This is a genomic window from Streptomyces sp. NPDC002125 (genome assembly GCF_053593715.1).
On the sequence record NZ_JBSFDD010000005.1, the window covers coordinates 125,801 to 147,139 of the forward strand.

The 21,339-nt window shown below is 69.8% G+C and carries 24 protein-coding genes and 1 tRNA gene; 7 read left to right on the top strand and 18 right to left on the bottom strand.

Annotated elements, in window-relative coordinates; genetic code table 11:
* Positions 1–187: 187 nt before the first annotated feature.
* Positions 188–1,189 (bottom strand): sigma-70 family RNA polymerase sigma factor, encoded by a 1,002-nt coding sequence (locus ACWCQM_RS10845; protein WP_073753306.1) that lies wholly within the window; start codon positions 1,187–1,189, stop codon positions 188–190.
* A gap of 147 nt (positions 1,190–1,336) precedes the next feature.
* Between ACWCQM_RS10845 and ACWCQM_RS10850 the strand changes: the two genes are divergently transcribed.
* Positions 1,337–1,918 carry an N-acetyltransferase family protein gene (locus tag ACWCQM_RS10850; RefSeq protein ID WP_450914954.1) on the top strand — a complete coding sequence of 194 codons (582 nt, stop codon included), beginning with the start codon at positions 1,337–1,339 and terminating at the stop codon, positions 1,916–1,918.
* Here ACWCQM_RS10850 and ACWCQM_RS10855 read toward each other — a convergent pair.
* Positions 1,866–2,645 carry a dioxygenase family protein gene (locus ACWCQM_RS10855; RefSeq protein WP_450914955.1) on the bottom strand — a complete coding sequence of 260 codons (780 nt, stop codon included), beginning with the start codon at positions 2,643–2,645 and terminating at the stop codon, positions 1,866–1,868. The two genes, ACWCQM_RS10850 and ACWCQM_RS10855, sit on opposite strands and share 53 nt — an antisense overlap.
* Positions 2,646–2,828: 183 nt before the next feature.
* Between ACWCQM_RS10855 and ACWCQM_RS10860 the strand changes: the two genes are divergently transcribed.
* Complete coding sequence (locus ACWCQM_RS10860) at positions 2,829–3,341, top strand: MarR family winged helix-turn-helix transcriptional regulator (RefSeq protein ID WP_450914956.1); 513 nt, start codon at positions 2,829–2,831, stop codon at positions 3,339–3,341.
* A gap of 66 nt (positions 3,342–3,407) precedes the next feature.
* Here the strand turns inward: ACWCQM_RS10860 and ACWCQM_RS10865 are convergent, their stop codons facing one another.
* The gene (locus ACWCQM_RS10865) at positions 3,408–4,925 is read right to left on the bottom strand and encodes an MFS transporter (protein ID WP_450914957.1); all 1,518 of its coding nucleotides are present in this window, start codon (positions 4,923–4,925) and stop codon (positions 3,408–3,410) included.
* Positions 4,926–5,112: 187 nt separating this feature from the next.
* Entirely contained in the window at positions 5,113–5,775 is a 663-nt protein-coding gene (locus ACWCQM_RS10870; protein WP_450914958.1) for a TetR/AcrR family transcriptional regulator, read from the bottom strand.
* 260 nt (positions 5,776–6,035) lie between these two features.
* On the opposite strand from ACWCQM_RS10870, the gene ACWCQM_RS10875 reads away from it, so the two are divergent.
* The gene (locus ACWCQM_RS10875; protein WP_450914959.1) at positions 6,036–7,313 is read left to right on the top strand and encodes a M6 family metalloprotease domain-containing protein; all 1,278 of its coding nucleotides are present in this window, start codon (positions 6,036–6,038) and stop codon (positions 7,311–7,313) included.
* Here ACWCQM_RS10875 and ACWCQM_RS10880 read toward each other — a convergent pair.
* A complete protein-coding gene (locus ACWCQM_RS10880; RefSeq protein ID WP_450914960.1) occupies positions 7,300–9,024 on the bottom strand; it encodes a class I adenylate-forming enzyme family protein in 1,725 nt (574 codons plus the stop codon). The two genes, ACWCQM_RS10875 and ACWCQM_RS10880, sit on opposite strands and share 14 nt — an antisense overlap.
* Before the next feature lie 217 nt (positions 9,025–9,241).
* On the opposite strand from ACWCQM_RS10880, the gene ACWCQM_RS10885 reads away from it, so the two are divergent.
* Positions 9,242–9,314, top strand: a tRNA-Arg gene (locus tag ACWCQM_RS10885).
* Positions 9,315–9,946: 632 nt separating this feature from the next.
* A complete protein-coding gene (locus ACWCQM_RS10890; protein ID WP_450914961.1) occupies positions 9,947–10,183 on the top strand; it encodes a helix-turn-helix domain-containing protein in 237 nt (78 codons plus the stop codon).
* A gap of 142 nt (positions 10,184–10,325) precedes the next feature.
* On the opposite strand, the gene ACWCQM_RS10895 is transcribed toward ACWCQM_RS10890, so the two are convergent.
* The 6 genes from ACWCQM_RS10895 to ACWCQM_RS10920 all read right to left on the bottom strand — a co-directional run bounded on the left by ACWCQM_RS10895 (position 10,326) and on the right by ACWCQM_RS10920 (position 13,696).
* On the bottom strand, positions 10,326–10,520 hold the full coding sequence (locus ACWCQM_RS10895; RefSeq protein WP_450914962.1) for a hypothetical protein: 195 nt from the start codon (positions 10,518–10,520) through the stop codon (positions 10,326–10,328).
* Between the two features lie 706 nt (positions 10,521–11,226).
* On the bottom strand, positions 11,227–12,066 hold the full coding sequence (locus tag ACWCQM_RS10900) for a helix-turn-helix domain-containing protein (protein ID WP_450914963.1): 840 nt from the start codon (positions 12,064–12,066) through the stop codon (positions 11,227–11,229).
* The gene (locus ACWCQM_RS10905) at positions 12,063–12,599 is read right to left on the bottom strand and encodes a DUF6879 family protein (RefSeq protein WP_450914964.1); all 537 of its coding nucleotides are present in this window, start codon (positions 12,597–12,599) and stop codon (positions 12,063–12,065) included. Before ACWCQM_RS10905 ends, ACWCQM_RS10900 begins: the two co-directional genes overlap by 4 nt.
* A 1-nt stretch (position 12,600) precedes the next feature.
* On the bottom strand, positions 12,601–12,810 hold the full coding sequence (locus tag ACWCQM_RS10910) for a hypothetical protein (RefSeq protein ID WP_450914965.1): 210 nt from the start codon (positions 12,808–12,810) through the stop codon (positions 12,601–12,603).
* A 142-nt stretch (positions 12,811–12,952) separates the two neighbouring features.
* Positions 12,953–13,282, bottom strand: a complete 330-nt coding sequence (locus tag ACWCQM_RS10915; RefSeq protein WP_450914966.1) for a hypothetical protein — start codon at positions 13,280–13,282, stop codon at positions 12,953–12,955.
* A gap of 21 nt (positions 13,283–13,303) precedes the next feature.
* Positions 13,304–13,696 carry a WYL domain-containing protein gene (locus tag ACWCQM_RS10920; protein WP_450914967.1) on the bottom strand — a complete coding sequence of 131 codons (393 nt, stop codon included), beginning with the start codon at positions 13,694–13,696 and terminating at the stop codon, positions 13,304–13,306.
* Positions 13,697–13,799: 103 nt separating this feature from the next.
* Between ACWCQM_RS10920 and ACWCQM_RS10925 the strand changes: the two genes are divergently transcribed.
* Complete coding sequence (locus ACWCQM_RS10925) at positions 13,800–14,057, top strand: hypothetical protein (RefSeq protein ID WP_450914968.1); 258 nt, start codon at positions 13,800–13,802, stop codon at positions 14,055–14,057.
* Positions 14,054–14,293: a hypothetical protein gene (locus ACWCQM_RS10930; RefSeq protein WP_450914969.1), complete on the top strand. Its 240-nt coding sequence runs from the start codon at positions 14,054–14,056 to the stop codon at positions 14,291–14,293. Before ACWCQM_RS10925 ends, ACWCQM_RS10930 begins: the two co-directional genes overlap by 4 nt.
* 62 nt (positions 14,294–14,355) lie before the next feature.
* Here ACWCQM_RS10930 and ACWCQM_RS10935 read toward each other — a convergent pair whose 3' ends face one another.
* The 7 genes from ACWCQM_RS10935 to ACWCQM_RS10965 form a co-directional block, all read right to left on the bottom strand.
* Complete coding sequence (locus tag ACWCQM_RS10935; RefSeq protein WP_450914970.1) at positions 14,356–14,982, bottom strand: collagen-like protein; 627 nt, start codon at positions 14,980–14,982, stop codon at positions 14,356–14,358.
* Complete coding sequence (locus ACWCQM_RS10940; protein WP_386253535.1) at positions 14,979–15,326, bottom strand: hypothetical protein; 348 nt, start codon at positions 15,324–15,326, stop codon at positions 14,979–14,981. Before ACWCQM_RS10940 ends, ACWCQM_RS10935 begins: the two co-directional genes overlap by 4 nt.
* 17 nt (positions 15,327–15,343) lie before the next feature.
* On the bottom strand, positions 15,344–15,703 hold the full coding sequence (locus ACWCQM_RS10945; protein WP_386253537.1) for a hypothetical protein: 360 nt from the start codon (positions 15,701–15,703) through the stop codon (positions 15,344–15,346).
* A gap of 2 nt (positions 15,704–15,705) precedes the next feature.
* Positions 15,706–16,620 (bottom strand): peptidoglycan recognition protein family protein, encoded by a 915-nt coding sequence (locus ACWCQM_RS10950; protein WP_450914971.1) that lies wholly within the window; start codon positions 16,618–16,620, stop codon positions 15,706–15,708.
* Positions 16,620–18,101, bottom strand: coding sequence for a D-glucuronyl C5-epimerase family protein (locus tag ACWCQM_RS10955; protein WP_450914972.1), 1,482 nt, complete (start codon positions 18,099–18,101; stop codon positions 16,620–16,622). The genes ACWCQM_RS10950 and ACWCQM_RS10955 overlap by 1 nt, the downstream gene beginning before the upstream one ends.
* Positions 18,102–18,164: 63 nt before the next feature.
* Positions 18,165–18,617 carry a hypothetical protein gene (locus ACWCQM_RS10960; RefSeq protein WP_450914973.1) on the bottom strand — a complete coding sequence of 151 codons (453 nt, stop codon included), beginning with the start codon at positions 18,615–18,617 and terminating at the stop codon, positions 18,165–18,167.
* 8 nt (positions 18,618–18,625) lie between these two features.
* Positions 18,626–21,328, bottom strand: coding sequence for a hypothetical protein (locus tag ACWCQM_RS10965; RefSeq protein ID WP_450914974.1), 2,703 nt, complete (start codon positions 21,326–21,328; stop codon positions 18,626–18,628).
* Between the last annotated feature and the right edge of the window lie 11 nt (positions 21,329–21,339).

Genomic DNA, 21,339 nt, shown 5'->3' on the forward strand with positions numbered 1-21,339 from the left:
GGCCTGGGCTCCCGCCTGACCCGCGCCGCCTCGGCCCCGGCCCTCGACGAGCCGTCCGGCCCCTGACATGGATGAGCCCCGGCGCCGGGGGGGGGTGGGCGCCGGGACTCAGCTCATGGGACCGGAAGGGAGACCGGTCGTCGGGCCGGTGCGAACCGGCTTGATGGGGAGATTACGGGTTATCGGCTCACGCCGCAGCGTCAAAGCCCGTGTCGTGAGCCATTCGCTTCAATTCGAGCAATGCGTGCTTCTCGATCTGGCGGATCCGCTCCCTCGTCAGACCGTGCTGCTTGCCCACCTCGGTCAGGGTCCGCTCCCGGCCGTCCTCGATCCCGTACCGCATCTTGATGATGGAGGCGGTGCGGTTGTCGAGCTTGCCGATCAGGTCCTCCAGCTCCTCGCTGCGCAGCAGCGTCATCACGGACTGCTCGGGCGAGACGGCGGAGGTGTCCTCCAGCAGATCGCCGAACTGCGTGTCGCCGTCGTCGTCGACCGACATGTTCAGGCTGACCGGGTCGCGGGCCCAGTCCAGGACGTTGCCCACGCGCTCGGCGTTGGAGTCGAGCTCGGCGGCGATCTCCGCGTGCTCCGGGTCGCGCCCGTGCTCGCGGTTGAACTCGCGCTGCACACGGCGGATCCGGCCGAGCTCCTCCACGAGGTGGACGGGGAGCCGGATGGTGCGGGACTGGTCGGCGATGGAGCGGGTGATGGCCTGCCTGATCCACCAGGTGGCGTACGTCGAGAACTTGAAGCCCTTGGCGTAGTCGAACTTCTCGACCGCGCGCACCAGGCCCGCGTTCCCCTCCTGGATCAGGTCGAGCAGCGGGAGGCCCGCCCTCGGGTAGCGCCTGGCCACGGCAACGACGAGCCGGAGGTTGGAGCGGATGAATACGTCCTTGGCGCGCTCGCTCTCGGCGACCAGCGCCTCCAGCTCCTCACGCTTCGCTCCGCCGGCTTCGCTCTCCACCACTCCGTCGAGGATCTGCTGGGCATAGACGCCCGCCTCGATCGTCTGTGAGAGCTCGACCTCCTTGGCGGCGTCGAGCAACGGTGTGCGAGCTATTTCGTCCAGGTACATGCCGACCAGGTCGCGATCGGCGATCTCCCCGCCAGAGGCGCGAACACTGCTTGCCCGGTCGGTCCCACCGGTGCTGGCGGACGAACGACGGGCGACGGCACGGGTTGCCATGCGTGCTCCCTTGCTGAGTAGGTCGCGACACCCTTCCGGGTGCCCTGCATCCGATGGAAACAACGACTGGAATCCGGACAGAATTCCCACGACGCCCATTCACTTTCGAGATCATGCAGTACCCTGTCGCCCCCCAACGGAGGACAGATGCCGCAGATACCCACAGAAGTGCAGGTCAGGCCGGGCGTGGAAGCCGATCTGCACTCCCTCACGGACATCTACAACCATTACGTCCGTGAGACCGCGCTCACATTCGACACAGCCGCCTTCTCTCCCGAGGCGCGTCTTCCCTGGTTGCGCTCCCACCCGGAAGACGGCCCCCACCGGCTGCTGGTTGCTCTGGACCCGGCTACCCCCGACAACGCGCGGCATGTACTCGGCTATGCCACCAGCAGCCCGTACCGCCCGAAGGCCGCGTACAGCACCTCGGTCGAGGTGAGCGTGTACCTCGCTCCGGGCGTCACGGGCCGGGGCCTCGGCACGCTCCTCTACAAGGCGCTCTTCGAGGCCCTGGCGGACGAGGACGTCCACCGGGCCTACGCCGCGATCGCGCAGCCGAACGAGCCCTCGGTCCGGCTGCACGAGGCCTTCGGCTTCCGCCACGTCGGCACGTACACGGAGGTGGGCAGGAAGTTCGGCAGGTACTGGGACGTCTCCTGGTACGAGAAGCCGCTGCTCAGCCGAACTGCACCGAGCGCTTCGCCAGACCCATCCAGAAGCCGTCGATGACGCTGCGGCCCTGATCGAGCTCGCCCTCGGCCGCACCGAGCGTCACGAACAGCGGCGCGAAGTGCTCCGTGCGGGGATGGGCCAGCCGGCCCGCCGGTGACTTGTGCTCGAAGTCGAGCAGCGCGTCGATGTCCTGCGCCTGGAGCGCCCGGTGCCCCCAGTCGTCGAACTCCGACGACCAGCCGGGGGTGCCGCCGGCGTGCCGCAGGGCCGCCAGGTTGTGCGTGAAGAAGCCGCTGCCGACGATCAGCACGCCCTCGTCGCGCAGCGGGGCGAGCTTGCGCCCGATGTCCATCAGCTTGCGGGGGTCGAGCGTCGGCAGGGAGATCTGGAGGACGGGGATACGGGCGTCGGGGAACATCTCGACGAGCGGCACGTACGCCCCGTGGTCGAGGCCGCGGTCGGGGATGTCCTGGACCGGGGTCCCGGCGCCACGCAGCAGCTTGCGTACGTCCTCGGCGAGCTCCGGGGCGCCCGGGGCGGCGTACCGCACCTGGTAGTAGTGCTCGGGGAAGCCCCAGAAGTCGTAGACGAGCGGCACCGTCTCCGTGGCGCCGAGGGCCAGCGGGGCCTCCTCCCAGTGCGCGGAGACCATCAGGATCGCCTTGGGGCTCGGCAGCCCGGCCGACCAGGCGGCCAGCTCACCGGGCCAGACCGGGTCGTCCGCGAGCGGCGGTGCGCCGTGCGAGAGATAGAGGGCGGGCATGCGTTCCTCGACGACTGTCATGACACTCCCATTCCTCTGCCGATCAAGGTATGTGTGTTCTCTACAGGCACCGGTCAGGGGCATCTGCGGCAAGCACCGGGAACTCGGCAGATCGACTCTTCGAAGCAGGCTCTTGAATCTTCAAGCTCCTACTACCGGAGACCTTAGCTCTATCTAGTTCAACTTTCAAGAAAAGGTCGTACAGTGGAGTACATGACCACGGCAACCACCGGCGGGCCCCGTTGGCTCACCGCCGAAGAGCAGAGCGTGTGGCGCGCTTACCTCCACGCCACCACGCTCATGGAGGATCACCTCGACCGCCAGTTGCAGCGCGACGCCGGCATGCCGCACATCTACTACGGACTGCTCGTGCAGCTCTCGCAGGCCCCCCGCCGGCAGAAGCGCATGACCGAGCTGGCCAAGGACGCCAAGATCACCCGTTCCCGCCTCTCGCACGCCGTCGCCCGGCTGGAGAAGAACGGCTGGGTCCGCCGCGAGGAGTGCCCCTCCGACAAGCGCGGCCAGAACGCGGTGCTCACCGACGAGGGGTACGAGATGCTGGCGCGCTCCGCGCCGGGCCACGTCGAGGCCGTGCGGCAGGCGATGTTCGCCCGGCTCACCTCCGAACAGGTGGCGAGCCTCGGCGAGATCATGCAGATCATCGCCGCGGGCCTGCAGCCGGAGGGCACGGACGCGGATCTGCCCTGGCTCCGCTGAGCGGAACCAGGGCAGGGAGGGACGCCGGGGCCGTCGGACGTCCCGCCCGACGGCCCGGCACCCGGCTCAGTGCGCGACCACCGGGATCTTGTACTCGTCCTCGACCCCGTCGGCACGGCCCGAGCCGTCGGCGGAGCCGGAACCCGGGCGCCCGGTGTTGATCAGCGTCACCGCGACCGCCGAGGCGACGACGAGGATGCCGACCGCCCACCAGATCGCGCTGGCGAATCCGCTGACCATGGCCTGGAGCTGGAGCAGCTTCGGGTCGCTCGCACCGGCGGCGTGATCGGCGATGTACGCCGTGGTGGCGCCGGCGGCGATGGTGTTGAGCAGCGCCGTGCCGATGGCCCCGCCGACCTGCTGCGAGGTGTTCACCATCGCGGAGGCCACACCCGCGTCACGCGGCTCGATGCCGTGCGTGGCCAGCGACATGGCCGGCATGAACGCCGTGCCCATGCCCAGGCCGAGCAGCAGCTGGCCCGGCAGGATGACGGCGGTGTAGGAGGTGCCGATGTCCAGCTGCGTGAGCAGCAGCATGCCGACGGCCGCCACCAGGAAGCCGGGGCCCATCAGCAGCCTCGGCGGGACGCGGGTCATCAGCCGCGCACCGATCTGGGTGGAACCGGTGATCATGCCCACGATCATGGGCATGAACGCGAAGCCGGTCTTGACCGGCGAGTACCCCTTGACGACCTGGAGGTAGTACGTCAGGAAGAGGAAGAGCCCGAACATCGCGATGATGGCGAGGCCCAGCGAGAGGTAGACGCCTCCGCGGTTGCGCTCGGTCAGGACACGCAGCGGCAGCAGCGGGGACTTCACGCGCGACTCGGTGAGGACGAAGGCCAGGAGCAGCACTCCGGCGGCGACGAACATGCCGATGGTCAGCGAGTCCGACCAGCCGGCCGCCTCGGCGCGGGTGAAGCCGTAGACGAGGGCGACGAGGCCCAGCGTGGACAGGACGACACCGGGGATGTCGAGCGGCGAGCGGTTGCGTCCGCCCGCGGGCTCACGGATGACGAAGTAGGCACCGGCGGCGGCGATGATCGCGAACGGGATGTTGACGAAGAACGTCCAGCGCCAGTTCAGGTACTCGGTGAGGAAGCCGCCGAGGATCAGGCCGACCGCGCCACCGCCACCGGCGATGGCTCCGTAGATACCGAAGGCCTTGGCCCGCTCCTTGGCGTCGGTGAACATCACCGCGAGCAGCGAGAGGGCCGCCGGTGCGAGCAGCGCGCCGAAGACACCCTGGAGTGCACGGGAGCCGAACATCATCGCCTCGCCGTTGGCCGCGCCACCGAGCGCGGAGGCCGCGGCGAAGCCGAGCAGACCGACGACGAAGGTGCGCTTACGGCCCCAGAGGTCGGCGATGCGTCCGCCGAAGAGCAGGAGTCCGCCGAAGGCGAGCGCGTACGCGGTGATGACCCACTGCTTGTTGCCCTCGGAGATGCCCAGGTCCGTCTGTGCCGAGGGCAGGGCGATGTTCACGATGGTCGCGTCGAGCACGACCATCAGCTGGGCGAGGGCGATGAAGGCCAGCGCTTTCCAGCGACTGGGATCCGGAAGTGTGCCGGCTGTTTTCGACATGGGAGTAGCCACCTAAGGACACGAGGAGTTGCGGAATCGGCGGCACGGGCCGCGGGCGGACCGGCGTACGAGACCGAAAAAGGGCGAGCTGTACTGACGACCGGACCCTGGTCGGGTCCCGCCTGCTTCATGGACGGGGTGTCGGCCTCTGGGGCCGTGAGTCTTCTGGGTCTCCGGTGCGCGGGCGTCAGCGCCCGCGGCGCAGGTCCTCCAAGGTCGCCGCCGATCCGGGCAGTTCGGAGCGGGCCGGGGATTCCAGGCCGTCGAGGAAGAGCTGCAGATGGCGGTGGGTGAACCGGTCTATGTCCAGGCAGGCGATGCCGGGCAGGGGCCGGGTGAGCTGGGAAAGGGCGACGAGTACGTCACCGACGGCGATGTCGGTGCGCAGCCTCCCGGCGGACATGGCGCGCTCCACGAGCCCTTCGACGGCCCTTTCGAGGCGCCGGCGCTCGGCGAGCAGTTCGGGATGGTCCTTGTCGAAGCCGCCGGAGAGCATCGGGCACAGGGCACCGATCCGCTCGTCGGCCGCCGCGTGCACGAAGCGGCTCAGCGCGACGAACGGGTCGGGCTCGGCCGCCACGGCCTCCTCCAGCCGCTCGGTCGTGCGGCAGGTGACGGCGAGGACGACCTCGTGCGTCAGAGCGGCACGGTCGGGGAAGTTGCGGTAGAGCGTGGCGTTGCCGACCCCGGCACGCCGTGCGACCTCGTCGAGCGGCACGTCCGGCCCGAACTCGACGAACATCTCACGCGCGGCCGCGACGATCCGCTCCCGGTTGCGCAGGGCGTCGGCCCGCGGACGGGGCGAGCGGCGCACTGCGGCACAGGATGCGGTTCCGGCGACGGTCTCCACGACTGCTGCCCTTCCCTTGGTGTGTGGCCGGCCCTCGGGACGAACCGGGGACCGCTTCCCCGTTTCGCGGGGACACAGGTGCAAACGGGGAAGAGATCCCCGGTTATTTCCCGGCCTCATGTGACCTGAGTCACACGGCGGTCCGCCGTGGCATCACCCGACCGGCTCACCCAGCGAGCGGGCCCCCACCGCCCCCAACAGGCTGATCGCCAGAGCGCAGCCGGGGCCGGCCGGCTGCCGCGGCACCGAAGGCGAGCCCTATGCAGCAGCCCCGCCACCGGATACGCGGATACCGTCGCCCCCTCGCACTCGCCGGAGCGACCGCCCTGGTCATCGCGACGATGGCATCGGCCAGCTCCACGCTCCCCCTCGCGAGCCGCGCCTCGGCCGGGCCGGTCTCCGCCCCCAGGGGAACGGGCCTCGCCCCGTGCCGGATACCCACGGCCATGGGCGTACAGATGTCGGAGGGGATGCCCACACCCCCTGAGTACGCGCGCTCCACCGGGCAGATCAGGGCCCTCAACCTGATGATCGACTTCCCCGACGCACGGGCGACGGAACCGGCGGCGGACCGGCTCGCGGAGTTCTTCCCGCAGACCTCCGACTGGTTCCGTACCAGCTCCTACGGCCGGCTGACCTATCTGCCGGAAGCCCCCGTGAAGGAGTGGCTGCGGATGCCTCTGCCCTTCTCCGAATACGGGATCGAGCGCGGCTCACCGTACGAACCGGGCTACCGCATGCTCGTCAAGGACCTGGTGGACGTCGCCGATCCGAAGGTCGACTTCTCGGAATACGACCTGGTCAACGTGCTTGTCACCCCGAACGCCGGGCCCTCCGCCCTGGACACCGTCCTGTCCGTGACCTTCTCCGGCAACGACGACGCCCCGTTCGCCGACGGTGTCCCGCTCGCCAACACGTCCTTCGTCTACAGCCGCCAGGACGACGGCTCGGGCTCGTACGCGGAGACCGGCTACCGGGTCCTGCCCCACGAGAACGGCCATGTCTTCGGGCTGCCCGACCTCTACACGACGGAGGGCGGCGGCTCCGTGGGGCACTGGGACATCATGTCCGAGGACTGGGGGGCCAACAACGACCTCCTGGGCTGGCACAAGTGGAAGCTCGGCTGGCTGGGCAGCGACCAGATCAGCTGCGCCGCCATGCCCGGCACCAGCGAACACACCCTGGAACCACTGGCCACGCCCGGCGGCCCGAAGCTCGCCTTCGTGCCGCTGAGCGGGCAGTCCGGCTACGCCGTGGAGGTGCGCACCGCCGAGGGCAACGACGAGGCGGTCTGCCGGCCCGGGGTCCTCATCTACAAGGTGAGCTCCGACGTGGACACCGGCCAGGGGCCGGTCTCCGTCGAGGACAGCACGGAGGACAGCGGCGGCTGCACCCGGCGGCCCAACGTCCACGCCGAGCTCTCGGACGCGGCCTTCGAGCCGGGTGAGACCTTCACCGACCGGACCAACGGCATACGAATATCCGTGACGGAGAAGGACGCCGACGGCAACTACCGGGTCCGGATCACCCGCCCGTGAGCCGCCGGGGCCCGTCCTCGCCCAGCCGCTCCTGAACCGCACCGCGCAGCTCCCGCTTGAGGACCTTGCCCGTGGCGTTCCGCGGCAGCGGCTCCCCCGTCACCAGCACATGCGCGGGGACCTTGAACGCGGCCAGGGCCCGCCCCACGTGCGCCCGCAGGTCGTCCGCCGTGACCGGCGAACCGGGGCGCAGCCGGACGACCGCCGCGACCTCCTCCCCCAGCACCGGATGCGGAACGCCGATCACGGCCGCGTCCTCGACATCGGGGTGCTCGTGCAGAGCGGCCTCGACCTCGACGCAGTACACGTTCTCGCCGCCCCTGACCACCATGTCCTTGATCCGGTCGACGACGGCGACCCGCCCGTCCCGGACGACGGCGAGATCCCCCGTACGGAACCAGCCGCCGGTGAACGCCCCCGCCGTGGCCTCCTCGTCACGCCAGTAGCCGCGGACCAGGGACTGCCCGCGCAGCCACAGCTCGCCGGTCCCGCCCTCGGGGACCTCCTCCCCGTCCGGGCCGGCGATCCGTACCTCGGTGACGGGCGTCGGGGTGCCGACGCAGTCGGGATGCGCCCGGTACTCGGCCCCGAAGACGGCCAGCACCCCGCCGCTGGTCTCGGTCAGCCCGTAACCGTTGCGCGGCTCGATCCGCTCCCCGTGCCGGGCGGTGAGCCGCGCGACCAGATCGGGCGGAGCCGCCGCCCCGCCGGTGTTCAGCATCCTCAGGCTCTCCAGACCGTCCCCGGCGCCCTCCGCCGCCGAGAGCAGCTGGAGCGCGGTGGCCGGAACCCCCGCGTAGTGCGTCACCCCATGCCGCCGGATCAGCCGCAGGGCCTCGCCTGCGTCCCACTTCGGCATCAGGACGAGCGTGCCTCCCGCCGCCATCGCGGCGTACAGGCTGGTGAACGCCGCGACGTGGAAGAACGGGAACGTCATCAGCGTCACCGGCGCCGGCCCCTGCCCCGGGAGGACCCCGCGGCCCAGCGCCGAAGCCGCCGCCTGGTAGCGCGGGTTGAGGGCCGCGCCCGCCTGCGCGAGGTGGGTGGCCACGGCGCCCTTGGGCCGCCCGGTGGTCCCGGAGGTGTAGATGATCGTGGCGTCGTCCTCCGGCCGGATCTCCACCTCGGGAGGCGCCGCCCACGGATCGGGTTCCGGCAGATCCTCGTACCGCTCGGCCCCGGCCGGCAGCTCTTCCCCGCCCCGGAAGACGACGAACCGGGCCCCGGCCCTCTCCCCCCACGCCGCGACCTTCGGCAACTGCTCCCCGTCGACCAGCAGCACCCGAGGCTCGCAGTCGTCGAGGGCATACCCGAACTCCCCCTCGGTCCACCACGCGTTGAGCGGTACGGCGACCAGCCCGGCGAGCTGCGCCGCCCAGAAAGCGATCTGCCACTCGGGGCGATTGCGCATCGCCACGACGGCCCGGTCGCCGGACCGCAGCCCGTACTCCTCGGTGAACCTCCGGGCGAGCGCGGACGCGGCCGCGAAGAACTCCCCGTACGAACAGATCTGTTCACCCGAAATGAGGAACGGCTGCTCGCCGAACGCCCAGGTGGTCTCCACGAACTCCCGGAGCGTACGCGGCCCGTTCGCATACACGAGCACCCCGTCCTCACCCCGCACGACGGCGAAGGGGGCACCGGGGCCGGTCAGCGACGCCTCGACGCGGGCACGGCCTGCCGGGGACCTGCTGGGATCGGTGTGCGGCACGAAGGGCCTCTCCATGTACTGGCTCGGCGACCCGGCGACGGTATGCCCGCCCCCGACCCCCGTCAACCGGCTCACCCGGGTCCCCCGGGTGTGCGATCCGGGTGGCCCCGGCCACGGACGCCGGGCCGGACGCAAACCGGAGGGAGTGACGTCACCCCACCCGCTACACTGTCGGCGGTGGCCTGGTCTCCACGGACCGGAACACCGGCAGATCCCCGCCTTCGTAGCTCAGGGGATAGAGCACCGCTCTCCTAAAGCGGGTGTCGCAGGTTCGAATCCTGCCGGGGGCACAGCCTGGATTGCAGGTCAGGAGTAGTGAAGGGTCCTCTCGTTGTTCGAACGGGAGGACCCTTTCATGATCACAGTCCACTAAGAGTCCACATCCCCACAGCACTCCCGCGAATCGTCACCCGTTAGAGGGATGGACTCGTTGCCCCAGGCACGTAGGCTGCTGCGCAGGGAGGGGCAGGCACGTCTCCCCGCGCGCGTCTGACACGCGCCTCCCGCATGTCTGTGGTGCCCGGGCGGGGAGGCCCGGCCCACGGAAGCAAGGCCCCCACCGCACAGCTCGGTGGGGGCCTTCTGCTGTCCAACGTAGACCGCCCCGCACCCATCTGGGTGCGGGGCGGGGCGTCTTGACTGAGTCATGACGCCTAACGGCGCATTTGGGCGGACACGCGAACACCCTGCGCCGCTTCGAGACCGCATCGACCTGGGGCCGGCACGGCTGTTCACGAGGGGGGTGAGTGGCGCATGTGCCAGAGGCACGCGCCTCACCCTTATGGACGGGCCTTCAACTCGCAGCGGTTCCTGAACCGATGCACACGTACGGGGAGCGCTCGCACTCCTGCCCGAAACCAAGATCGCCGTATGTACCATCGATGGTACTGACACGCGAGGGTGCAGGCCAGAGCGTTAACCTGTGCCGATCGATCCCCTACCCGACTGGGTACCAACCCGCCGCCGGGCCATCGGGGACCGTGTACGCGCCGCCCGTACCGCCGCAGGTCTCACCCAGGAGCAGGTGGCCGGCCGCTGCGGACTCGACCGTAAAACGGTGAACCGTCTGGAGCAGGGGCACACCTCGCCCCTGCTCGACCATCTGCTCCTCGTCGCCGACGCGATCGATGTGCCACTCGCAGACCTCGTCCGGGCATGACCCCGCCCGCGGCCCGGGGGTCGGCATAGCCGCGGGCGGGGAGTTCGTCAGACCGGTGGTGTCCCCGGAGGTGACGGTACCGGCGCCGGGTGGGGCAGCGGCGGCCCCCACGGAGTGGTCTGCGGGAACCAGCTGCGCGCGTTCATCTCGTCTTCCCCTTCGTCAGTTGGTAGATCCCGAACGGGGGGAACAGGTCCACCCGCCGCGGGTAGTTGGCGACGGCGCAGTCCCGACAGAGCAGGTCCGGGCCGGCCGTCGTCGCGCGGACGCCCTCGACCGGGTTGATCCAGCAGGCTTCGCAGGTGGTGACGGCGGTCGCGGGTCGAGGGATTGTCACCGGTCACCGGCAGGGCAGGGTGACCACGGGGCAGGGGGCGTGAGCACGGGACGCTCCATCTCGGGGTGGGTCAAGGGGACATTCAGCGGGGCTGTTCCGGGTACGACACCGGGTGGGATCGCGGAGGACGGCACGGCTGCTTGTGCACGCAGACCGTGCTGCCTGAACCAGACGCCCCGAACTGCGGGATCTCCTCCACTTCGGCGGGTGGCAGCGGCTGATCGCAGCAGTCGCACCTCATCCGCGAGCGCTCCGCTCCGCGATGCGCAAGCGCTCCCCGTCGGGGCACTGCTGGCCGGCGTTGCACGGGGTGCAGGTGATGGTGTGCCCCAGGAGCGCGCGATAGGCCGCGTCTGGCGGGGGTGTCGACTTAGTCAGCGTGATCACGGCTATCCCTCCGGGCAGGTGGTAGGGCAGGAGCGGGGGAACCAGCGGACGATGCAGCCGCCGATGCAGCCGCCGATGTCGACCTTCTGTGTGCCGAGGTCGACTGCGTGCCCGTTGCGTAGTGGGGCGCTGCACCAGACGCAGCGTGTCCCGCGCTGCTGCGACTCACTCATGTCGCTGACCGGCGGTAACTCGCGTACGGGCACGGCCGCCTCCCGGGTCTTCGAAGTAGTTCTCAGACCGTAGACAAGCCTGTTTCTCGAACGCCGCGATGTTTCACGCTGTTTCTCCGGCGGGTCCCGCTGTTGCTCCGCGTTTCTCAGAAGCCGATCGAGGCCCGTGCCCGAGCGATGACGCCATGCGCTGCCCGGCCGGTCACTGCCCCATCGGCAAGCCCATCCCACACCTTCGCGTACAGGGCGATGTCGTCGGCCGAGTCCAGCCACATCTCCGTGTGCCACGTCTCGGCAATGACGAGGCGGTCATCGTGGATCCAGAAGTCATCACCCGCAGCGATCCGCACGTCTGCCGTGAGCGGAATGATCCCCAGCTCCACGGTCGACAGCCCGTTTACAGACATCAGCCGGTCCAGCTGATCGGCGAGAACTGCACGCGAGCAGATCCTCGCGTGGAGAGCAGCCTCAGCGACGAGCACCCGGTACCGGCGGCCCGACCGGTACAGCCCCTCCTGCCGGCGCATCCGGGACGCGACCGCGCCCTCGATGTCGCGGGTCACGCCGCGCAACTCGGCGTACCGAGTGAAGATGCTGCGCGCGTACTCGGGGGTCTGAAAGACGCCAGGGATGACCGATGCGCTGAATCCGCGGAACACGGTGGTCCTCTCGTGCTGGGCGCCGAGGGCGTCCTGAACGGCGCGGTGGCCGCCCGCGAGCTGCCGACGCCAGGACCGGTACGTGGATTCCAGCCCGGCGAGGCGTCCGTGCAGTTCGGCGGCGCGGCCCGGCTGTTCGACCGCTTCCGCCCACGCGGTGAGATCTGCGATCGTCGCGGTCTGCTTCCCGTTCTCCAGCTTCGAGACTTTCGACGGGGCCCACCCGCAGCGGGCGGCGAAGTCACGGACGTTCAGCCCGGCCTCGGTGCGCAGCTCACGGAGCCGCACACCGAGGAGGACCCGGGCGCGCTGGAAGTCGGTGCTCACATGGGGGACGGTACCCGGCTGGTGAACTTCTCGTACGTGACCGCGTGGTGCCATGCCGCGTCGCGGACCTGGCACGCCCGGAGAACCTGCTCCGGGTCAGTGGTCAGCTCCATCCGCCGGTCCGCATCGGTCCAGTTGAAGCGGGCCAGGACCCGGGAGTCGAACAGCCAGAAGTCGCCGTCGTCCGTAAAGCCGAGGGCGGTTGCGGCCGACCGGTGGAGGTAGCGGATGTCCTCCCCGGCGGCGAGGTTCCCTGGGGTCGTGGCCAGCAGGTACCGCTGATTGTCCGTCGCGGGCTCGTCGACCAGACGAACACGTTCGATCCGCTTGCCCTGTGCCGTCTGGGCGCGGGCGTTGGAGTACCAAGGGCTGTCCTCGTCGTTGCGGGGCGCGACGCCCTGGAGGAACTGCTGGTACTCCTCGGTCCTCTGGTCGGCGGCGTATTCCCGGCGGGTCTCCAGGCGCCATGCGGTGTGCTCGAAGCCGTCGCGGAAGAAGTCGAGTATCTGGGCTGCGGGAACGATGCTCGGCACGTCAGCTCGTCGGGGCGAAGTTGATGAGGAGCGCCCGGTCGACGACGACCAGCGACTCACCCTTCAGTGGGTTGGCCATCTGAGAGAGAACCTCGGGGTCGGTGACGGTGTATCCCTGGACGAGGATCTCTCCGGTGTCGACGTCCTCGTAGAGGGTGGGGCATTCTCCGTCCTTCGAGTTGGTGCCGAGCATCCGCAGTTTGCGGGCCATGTGCGTCCCCTCTCGGTCGTGGGCCGGCCTTGGGTGGCCGGGTGTCACTGACCGTAGCCCGGTGATCAAGAAACAGCCACCGGTCCGGCGCACAAGCGCGCCCCGCCGTCGGCCGAAGCCGAGGCGGGGCGCAGGGTGCTGCTCAGGAGGTGAACACGGCAAAAGCGAAAGTGACCTCAAGGCCCGACTCGTCGAAGCACTCGATGCCCCAGACGGTGTCCCTATCCGCGCAGTTCATCAGGATCCGGCCCACCCGCTCGACGCCGGCCGCGCCGACCACCTTCTCCACCACGCCGCGCCGGGTCTCGTAGCGGATCGTGTACTGCGGCTCGCGGCCCAGGCCGACGCCGGTGAGCAGGCCGGGGATTTCCTCGGTCATCTCGTTGTGGGTGGGGGTGTCGTGGTCGGTGCGGACACGGGCGACGCCGGTTTCGGTGGCGGTGGTGTACGCGACGAGGTGGGTGGTGAACATGGCGTGTCTCCCGTTCGTGGGTCAGGCGGCGGCGAGGACGGTGTAGCGGTCGGCGTAGTAGGCGGCTCCGTCGCGGGCGAGCTCGCGGCCGATGACGGTGGCGGCAGAGGTGGCGACGGGGGCGGTGGGCTCGACGTCCTTGACGGGGCGGGCCACGGTGTAGGCGGTGCGGTGGACGGTGTAGGCCTGGATGCGGTCGAGGCGGAAGGTGCGGGACTCGCCGGTCTCGCGGTCCATGGCGCGGAGGGTGATGTCCCCGGCCTTCGTGGTGCGGACGTCGTAGATCTCGATGGTGCGGATCGTCTGGGTGCCGTCGGCCTTGGTGTAGGTGATGGTGACGGGGTGCTGGCGGTCGGCGGCGGCGAGGAGGCGAGTGAGGGTCTGGGCCTGGGTCTCGGTGGTGGTGTGCTTCATGGTGTCCGCCCCTCGCTCGCTTCTGTGTACCCACACAGTAAGCCGAAACCGTGTGGGTACACAAGGGGTTGCGAGGGTGAATCTGTGTGGGAACATGGATGGCATGTCAGCAGACGACAAGGACCACACCTTCACGACCAAGTTCCGCATCCCCAGACGGCTCTGGGATGCCTACGGAACCGCAGCTCAGCGGCAGGGCACGGACCGCAGCGCAGACCTCGTCGACCACGCCCGCGCCTACGTGCGAGAGCACGGCAATGACCACGAGCGTGCCGAGCTCGCCGCCGCCGAGGAGGAGCTCGCCGCACGCCGGGCGAGGAAGGGCGGCCGTCCGGCAAAGAGCAAAGGGGATGGCGCGTGACCAAGACTGCTCAGCAGAACCGCTACCAGCGAGCGCTCGAAGCATCGATCGGTGAGCTGAACCGCGAACAATCCACTGGCGGTCACAGCACGTTCTTCGAGTACAACCACCGGGTGCTCACGGAACACGCTCCTACCGCGGGCCCTGACCCGAAGTGTCAGGGACCTGAGTGCGATGAGCCATGGCCGTGCGAGAACGCCAACAGCGCCATGGGCCAGGTCGGCGTGCGCTCCTGACCGCAGCACCAGACATCGCGAAGCCCCCTCCCGCGCCAGGCAGGAGGGGGCTTCGCGGTCCATCAGGGGTACTGCCGGCGGAACGGATCCAGGGCCAGCGGCCCCGACGGCTCCGGGTCCGGCTGCGCGGGCACCCCATCACGGCGGCACATCAGCCCATCCGGATCACCCGGCGGCGGCTGCAACGAGTACCCCTCGGGGCAGGTCTGCCCATCCCGGCCGTCAGCACCATCGGCCCCGTCCTCACCCGCAGGACCAGCCGGGCCCGGCTCACCCTGCGGCCCGGCCGGACCCACCACCGTCTGCCCGTCCGCACCTGGAGCGCCCGACGGGCCGACCTCCCCCACACCGTCCGCGCCCACCTCCCCCGGAGCGCCGGACGGACCCGTGGCGCCCGTCGGACCAGCAGGGCCCGTTGGCCCGGTAGCACCCTGCGGACCCCGCGGTCCCACCACCGACGCCCCCGGCTGCCCGCGGCTGCCCGGAGGCCCGGCGATCGGTTTGCCGCCGAGGCGCTCCACCTGCTGCGCCAGCGCGTCGCGCGCCGTGTTCGCCGTGCGGAGCTCCTCGGACAGGCCCTGCACCGTCACGATCAGGAACGCGAAGGCAGCCAGGGCGACCGCAGCAGCGAGGCCGAACATCAGGTCGCTGCGCCGCCGCTCGGCTCCGGCGCTCTTGTGGCGTCTCACGCTGCCGCCCCCTGGGCGCTCAGGTACACGGTCAGGATCAGCAGGAGAACCGGCGCGACCAGGGCGGTGAAGATGAGCCGCCTGTCTGCTGCGCGCCGGTCCGCGAGGCGTTGCTCCTCGTCCCGGCGGGACCGGGCCTCCTGCTCGCGCTGTTCCTCGATGCCCTTGATCCGCTCGACTGCCAGCCGCAACGCCTCGTCGCGGGCCGCCTGCTCCAGCTGGTATCGCTCCAGGCTGACCTTGCTGTCGAGTCGAGCCCCCATCTCCCGGAGGTCGTCCTTCAAGTCCGTACGGACGTCTTCGAGGCGACGCATCACCTCGCCGAGAGTCGGCTCGTCGGGCACGTGCTACTCCGCTCTGGTCAGGCGCTGGTCGGCTGGGCCGGCGCCGGGGCTGCGGGCGGGATCGGCGTGACCTGCCCGCGGGTGATGAACATGAGCACCGCGAGGACGCAGCCGTTCACGGCGGCCGTGGTGGTCGGGGCCACCTCGAACCCGAACGCGGTCACGCCGGACGCGATCGTGGCGACGGCGGCCGTGAACGCCTGCACGGCGATCGGCCGGGTCAGGGCGGCGGCAATCGCGCCGAGGATCGCGGACGTTCCGGCGACGAGCCATCCGGCCTGCTCGGCGGACAGCCCGACGTTGAAGGTGACGACCAGGCCGAGTACGGCGGCGAGGCTGTTGAGCCAGAGGGCGGGTTCTCTACCGAAGATGCGCATGGTCAGGCACCCTTCTTGAGTTCGGCGACGGCCTTGGTGAGCGCGTCGATGCTGGTCTGGAGGTTCTCGATCCGGCCGTGCATGTCCGGGATCCGGTGGCCGGCCGCGCGGGACTCCTTGTCCTGTGCCGGGTTGCGGTACGTCCATGGGGCGACAGCCGCGCCCGCCTTCAGGGCGGCAACGTCTGCCGCAACCTTGGCGAGCAGCCTCTCCTGCGCAGGGGTCATGTCCTCTTCCTTCTCGGGTTCGGTTTCGTCGTTGGGGTTCCAGGACGCGGGGTGGGCGAGGCGCTCCTGCACGTCGAGCCGAAACTGGTACGGGGTGAAGGCGAAGCGGCCACGCGAGCCGTAGCCTTCGACCGGCCCGCGAGGGTCGACCTTCCCCTCGATCGACGTTTCCTTGTGACAGCCCACCGAGTCATGGCCCCAGCCGTGGAAGCGGCAGACAGCAGCATTGATCCGCACCCACGCGTCGTACTGGATCCGCGGGTATACGTCCTCCTCGTCGCCGCGGTTCTCCGTCTCGATGCCGTACGAGACGTCGTTCCCGTCGACCGTGCCCGAGGCCTTCGACGGGGTCGGGTGACTGGCCGCCTCGTCGCGGAACGAGGCGTAGGCGTTGGACGCCATGAGCCCAGCGTGGTTCGCTCGGCCGGCGCTGCACATCGTGGCGACGCCGGACCGCGCGAGGTAGACGTGCGCGAGCGGCCCCGGCAGACCGGACACCCCGTTCTTCGCGACGACGTCGCGCGCGTTCCGGCCCGCAGTGTGGTGGTTGAGGAACATCCGGACAGGGCCGAAGGTCTTGCCCGTCGCAGCATCGCGGCCGCGGGTTCGCCAGCCGGGGTATTCCTCGACTTTGACGCCCTCCGCACGCAGGGCCTTCAGCCACTGGTCGGGGGTCATTGGTGTGGCCATCAGATCTCCAGACGTGACGGTGCCCCGGACCTGGACGGAGCGGGGAAGTTGAGGGGAAGGGGCTCGCCCACGGCGGGTTCCGTGTCCGCGGTCACCGAAGATGCGGGCACCCAGTACCCGGCAAGCTCGCCCTCGACGATCTGGAAGCAGGGCCGACCGTTGACGATGGCCCGCCGGTCGGCGAGAGCGGGCGTCGGTGTGGCGTAGGCGACCGTTCTGGCGCTGATCACCGTCCCGTCCACAGCGATCTGGTACGCCTCCACCGCCACGCTCTCCCCGGGGAACGTGATGGTGCGGTCCGGCCGGTACGGCGTCGCCAGGTGGATGCCGCGAAGGTAGGCGCGCGACCAGGACTCGCCGACCCACCAGCCGGTGTACGCCCCGGCGCTGATCAGGTAGTAGATGCCGCGGCCCTGGATGCGGCGGCGCATCGACGCGGGTGCCTGCGTGGCCTTGGCGAAGGCGACGGTGCGTTGCTCCAGCTGGGCATCGTCTTTACCTGATGCCCAGGCGCCGGACGCGGCGGTGTCGAACCGGTACAGGGTGTGCGCGCCGGCCTCGAAACGCACGGTGCCGGACACCCCGGGGGCGGGATAGTCGTCGACGAGCCGGTCGACGTGCTCGGCAAAGTCCGGGGACCCGGTCTGCCAGTGCAGTTGGCGGAACAGATTGATGTGGTGCTGGTGGTAGGTCGGTGCGGGGATGCGGTGCGTCTGGCAGTAGAACGAGTGCCACCGCTCGTTCCGCAGCAGCGGGAAGTAGCGGGCGATCGCCGTGGCGCACGCGTCGTACAGGTCCGCTGCGGCTTGGTTACCGGTCGCCCGCGCGTAGTCGTACAGCCCGAGCATGGCGAAGATCGCGCCGTTGTACGTGTAGTCCCCGGTCCCCGGCGTCGCCCCCGGGTACTCCTGGATCCACAGGTAGCCGGACGCGTCGATGTTGGTCACCCACGGCTCCCCGTCGTCGACGAGCTGCAGCGACGCGAACGCACCGCCGGCCGCGGCGAGGTATCCGGCCCGCTCCACGGAGGTGAGGGCATCGAGCTCGGAGAGCTGCACGAAGAGGGAGAGGGCCTCGCCCTGCGCCATGCCGCTGTACCAGGGCGCCTGGTAGCTGACGCCGCTGTGCACGGCGTGCGTGAAAGGGAACCCGTAGCCGAACCACCAGCCGCCGCGTGCCTCCGTGTGCCGGTCGATGAGCCGTTCCGCCTGCGCTCGCGCCCGGGCCAGGAACAAGTCCCGGCGGGCGGGGTCGGTCTCGGTGCGGTAGCTGGCGATGCAGCCCAGCCCGAACTGGATTTGCCCGACGGGGTGGTCGTAGCCGACGCTGCCGCCGTCCGGGTAGTAGAGGTACTCGCCCTCGGCGTTCAGCCGGTACGGGCCGGTCGACGGCGAGACGTTCTCCCACCGGGTGGGCCGGTCGCGCCAGGGCAGCATCGCCTCCGGTAGGTCCGTGACGAGCGGGTAGCCGGTTCGATTCATGAGTCTCCCGACGTGGGTGTGGCAAGGTCTCGCGCCGATCGGCCCGAGGGAAGCAGGCGCATGTCAGACCACTTCCGCGATTGTGATCGACAATTTCGTCGACCCGGCGGTGAAGATGTTCCCGGCGCTCGCCGTGGCCACTGACGTCTGGCCCTGCAACTTGAACGTGTGGCTACCGGCGGCGGGCAGGGTGCCGCGCCACACCTGGGCGATCGTGTCGCGGGTGACGGCGTCCATGCGCTTCGCGGCCACTCCTGCGTCGGCGACCCCATCGACGTACAGGTAGCCGATGATGTTGCCCGCGCCGGCGGCTCCGATCTGCACGTCGAACGCCGCGGTCACGGTGTAAACGGCGTTCGCGGTGGTCGTGGTGACGGTGACCGTGGCCCCCGGGATATCCGCTGCCGCAGTGGTGTTGTTGCGCACCAAGTTGGTATCGGCGGCGGCCAGGAAGGTGGCCGGCTGCATTCGCGACAGCTGGCCGGCGGTGATGATGCCGCCCGCAGGAATGGGCATGGGTCCTCCTACAGCGCGGCGCGCATCGGGTGGGTGAGGGATAGAGGCGTACCGGCCGCGTGGCTCTTGGCGATGCCGTTGGCTGCCCGACTGACGGTGAATGTCTGCGGCGAGGTGACCCCGCTGATCGCGGTGACGGTGAGCTCCTCGCCCCCGCACGTCACGGAGAGCGGGAACTCCAGCGGCCGTGTGGCGGTGGTGATCCACAGCGGTCCGTCCGTCACGGCGACCGACAGAGACGTGGCCGACGAGGTAACCGACGACGCCAGCTCGGACCCGTCGGTGTCGGCGCGGCCGAGCACTCGGTCCTCCACCACGCCCACTGTCCACAGCGCGGCTGGGGAGCAGGCGAACGTCATCTCCCAGGTCAGCCCGGTGACGTCCTCCCGATACCCCTCGACCATCAAATCGATAGGGCCAGGTGGCAGGTAGGCCGGCACATCCGTGATCCGGATGACGCTGCCCACGTCCAGCCCCGTCACTGCAGGAATCAGGGTGGGGTGCTTGTGCAGCAGAATCCGGAGCTGCTTGTAGCGGGCCTCATCCCACGTGCCTACGTGCAGGGCCCACTCGGCGATCTCCTGTGCCTGGCCGTCGGTTTCCAGAGATAGGGTGATCGAGTCGTCGTAGGTCCCCACTCCGAGGGGCGGGGCCTGGATCGACAACGGGCCGGACTCCGCGACCACGCGCGCCGCAGACCCGTCGGCGCGGCTCCTGGTGACGTCGTTCCGGATCCGCTGGTCATCCTCGACCGGCTCAAACGGCTGGTTGACCTTCGCCCACGGCAGCACCAGAGCAGGCTCCTGGTTGTACAGGGATGCACGGCTCCGGTACACCAACCCCAGCTGCGTACGGTCCTCGTAGAGGATCCCGCCGTCAGACGCCTCGCACTCCTCAAGGAGGTCCATGAGGGTGCCAGGGCGCTGCGGGCCCATCCGGGTCTGCATGTCCGGGTCGCCGAGCAGGACGAACGGCACGCCCTCTTCGGCGGTGAGGCGTACGGCCCGCTCCCCGGCCGTCTCACCAGTGAATCCGTGGTCGGCCAGGGTGTACGCGCTGGTCTCGGCTACCGGGAACACCGCGATATGGCCGACGTGTAGGCCCGACACCGACGTCCCGAACTGGGTATCGATCTGCGTGACGCGGCCGGCCGAGCCCGTGTACGTGCTGCCAGCTCCGCCCGCCGGCCCGCCGATGTTCCGCCAGTCGATGCGCCATGTGACGGTACCGGCCGACTCCCGGACCCAGAACGCAATTCGCTGCCACCCCTCGAAAACGTCGTCCCCGATATCGATGGCCGAGTTCAGCACCAGATCACCGGACGCGTCGAAGCCCTGGACCCTGGCCACGCCGGACGCCTGCACGATGCGCCACCGGCGATATGTACCCGTGGACGTCCACGACAGGAACACGGCGTCGGTGGCGGGCGCAGCGTCGACCGAATACACCATGTGCACCGACCACTCCGACGAGGCCGGTGAGGGAGCGGGCACCACGCCGAACATGCGGCCAGCAGCCTCCACAGAGGGGAGTGCCGCCGATCCGGCCAGGCTGTTGTCCTGCCCGAAGTCCCAGCCCGCGACCGTGAGCGGGGCAACACCCTCAATGGGCGAATACGCCTGGCCAGCCCCGTCAGCGTCCTCGCACGGCCAGTACGCGAGCGGACTGTACGAGGGGACGCGGCGACGTAGCGTGCTCTCCAGCGCCTTTTGCCCCTGGGTCAGGCGGCGCCTGATCCCGCCGCCCTGCACGGGGACGGTCATGTCCTCGCCTGACACCGTCCACTGCGGCGACCATGAGGGGACCTCCACCACGAACCGGTTCCGTCGGTCGGTGATGGATGCGCCGCCGCTCACCGTCCACACCCGGCCTGAGCCGTCCGAGAAGCTGGAGGCCCCGACGGTCTGCGCGCTGAAATCGGGGTTCGCGACGACGGTGCCGCCGATCCCGTTACGGATCTCGACGGAATGGAAGAACACCTGCTGGGTGTCGAAGCCCAGAAGGGACAGGTCGCCCACCTCGACCGGGGCGCTGCTCGCGAAGACGGTGGTGGTACCCGAGTTGGTCACTGGGCTGCCGAGCTGAGTCCACGGTCCGGCGATGGTCGGGGCGGTGTAGAAGGTGGTGGTGCGCCCGCCCGACCCGTTGTTCACGTCCAGGGCCGCACGGATCGCTCCCCGCTGCCCTGGAGCGAAGGGCACCGGGCTGGTGCTGAACGCACCAAGCAGATTCGTCCCGTCCGGCGACGAGGTGAACTCGATACGGCCCTGCTCCGTTACGAGGAGTCGCCAACTCCTCTGGCCACCGGTGGTGGTGTACTTCCCCATCACCTCCCACTCGCCGTTGGTGAATCCTCCGGCCCACGCCGCAGGCGTCATGTCGGCGCGCACGTCGATGTCCCCGGTGATGTCCAGCGCCGCAACATCGGGGGTGGTCGCGCGGGCAATCCCAGGTGCGTCGGGCACGTCGAGCACAGTGTCGGCGCCGCCGAGGGATGCCCGGATCGGCGTGTTCCGGCCGAGCTGGCCGTAGTACGGGGACATCGGATGCCGCGTGTCGTACTTGCCGTTCGGGCTCTTCAACCGCATCGTCACAGTGGCCGCGTCGACCTTTGCGCCCTCCCCGGACCGGCCGCGCGTATGCACGACACCGCCCTCGGCGAACACGTCGTCGGTGACGTCCGTCCACACCCCGTTGATCAGCATTTCCACGCGAGGCTCAT

Coding starts and splice junctions, on each gene's coding strand:
- ACWCQM_RS10845 (WP_073753306.1), bottom strand. CDS start 1,189: ATGGCAACCCGTGCCGTCGCCCGTCGTTCGTCCGCCAGCACCGGTGGG.
- ACWCQM_RS10850 (WP_450914954.1), top strand. CDS start 1,337: ATGCCGCAGATACCCACAGAAGTGCAGGTCAGGCCGGGCGTGGAAGCC.
- ACWCQM_RS10855 (WP_450914955.1), bottom strand. CDS start 2,645: ATGACAGTCGTCGAGGAACGCATGCCCGCCCTCTATCTCTCGCACGGC.
- ACWCQM_RS10865 (WP_450914957.1), bottom strand. CDS start 4,925: ATGTCGAAAACAGCCGGCACACTTCCGGATCCCAGTCGCTGGAAAGCG.
- ACWCQM_RS10875 (WP_450914959.1), top strand. CDS start 6,036: ATGCAGCAGCCCCGCCACCGGATACGCGGATACCGTCGCCCCCTCGCA.
- ACWCQM_RS10910 (WP_450914965.1), bottom strand. CDS start 12,810: ATGGCCCGCAAACTGCGGATGCTCGGCACCAACTCGAAGGACGGAGAA.
- ACWCQM_RS10915 (WP_450914966.1), bottom strand. CDS start 13,282: ATGTTCACCACCCACCTCGTCGCGTACACCACCGCCACCGAAACCGGC.
- ACWCQM_RS10920 (WP_450914967.1), bottom strand. CDS start 13,696: ATGAAGCACACCACCACCGAGACCCAGGCCCAGACCCTCACTCGCCTC.
- ACWCQM_RS10925 (WP_450914968.1), top strand. CDS start 13,800: ATGTCAGCAGACGACAAGGACCACACCTTCACGACCAAGTTCCGCATC.
- ACWCQM_RS10945 (WP_386253537.1), bottom strand. CDS start 15,703: ATGCGCATCTTCGGTAGAGAACCCGCCCTCTGGCTCAACAGCCTCGCC.
- ACWCQM_RS10950 (WP_450914971.1), bottom strand. CDS start 16,620: ATGGCCACACCAATGACCCCCGACCAGTGGCTGAAGGCCCTGCGTGCG.
- ACWCQM_RS10955 (WP_450914972.1), bottom strand. CDS start 18,101: ATGAATCGAACCGGCTACCCGCTCGTCACGGACCTACCGGAGGCGATG.
- ACWCQM_RS10960 (WP_450914973.1), bottom strand. CDS start 18,617: ATGCCCATTCCTGCGGGCGGCATCATCACCGCCGGCCAGCTGTCGCGA.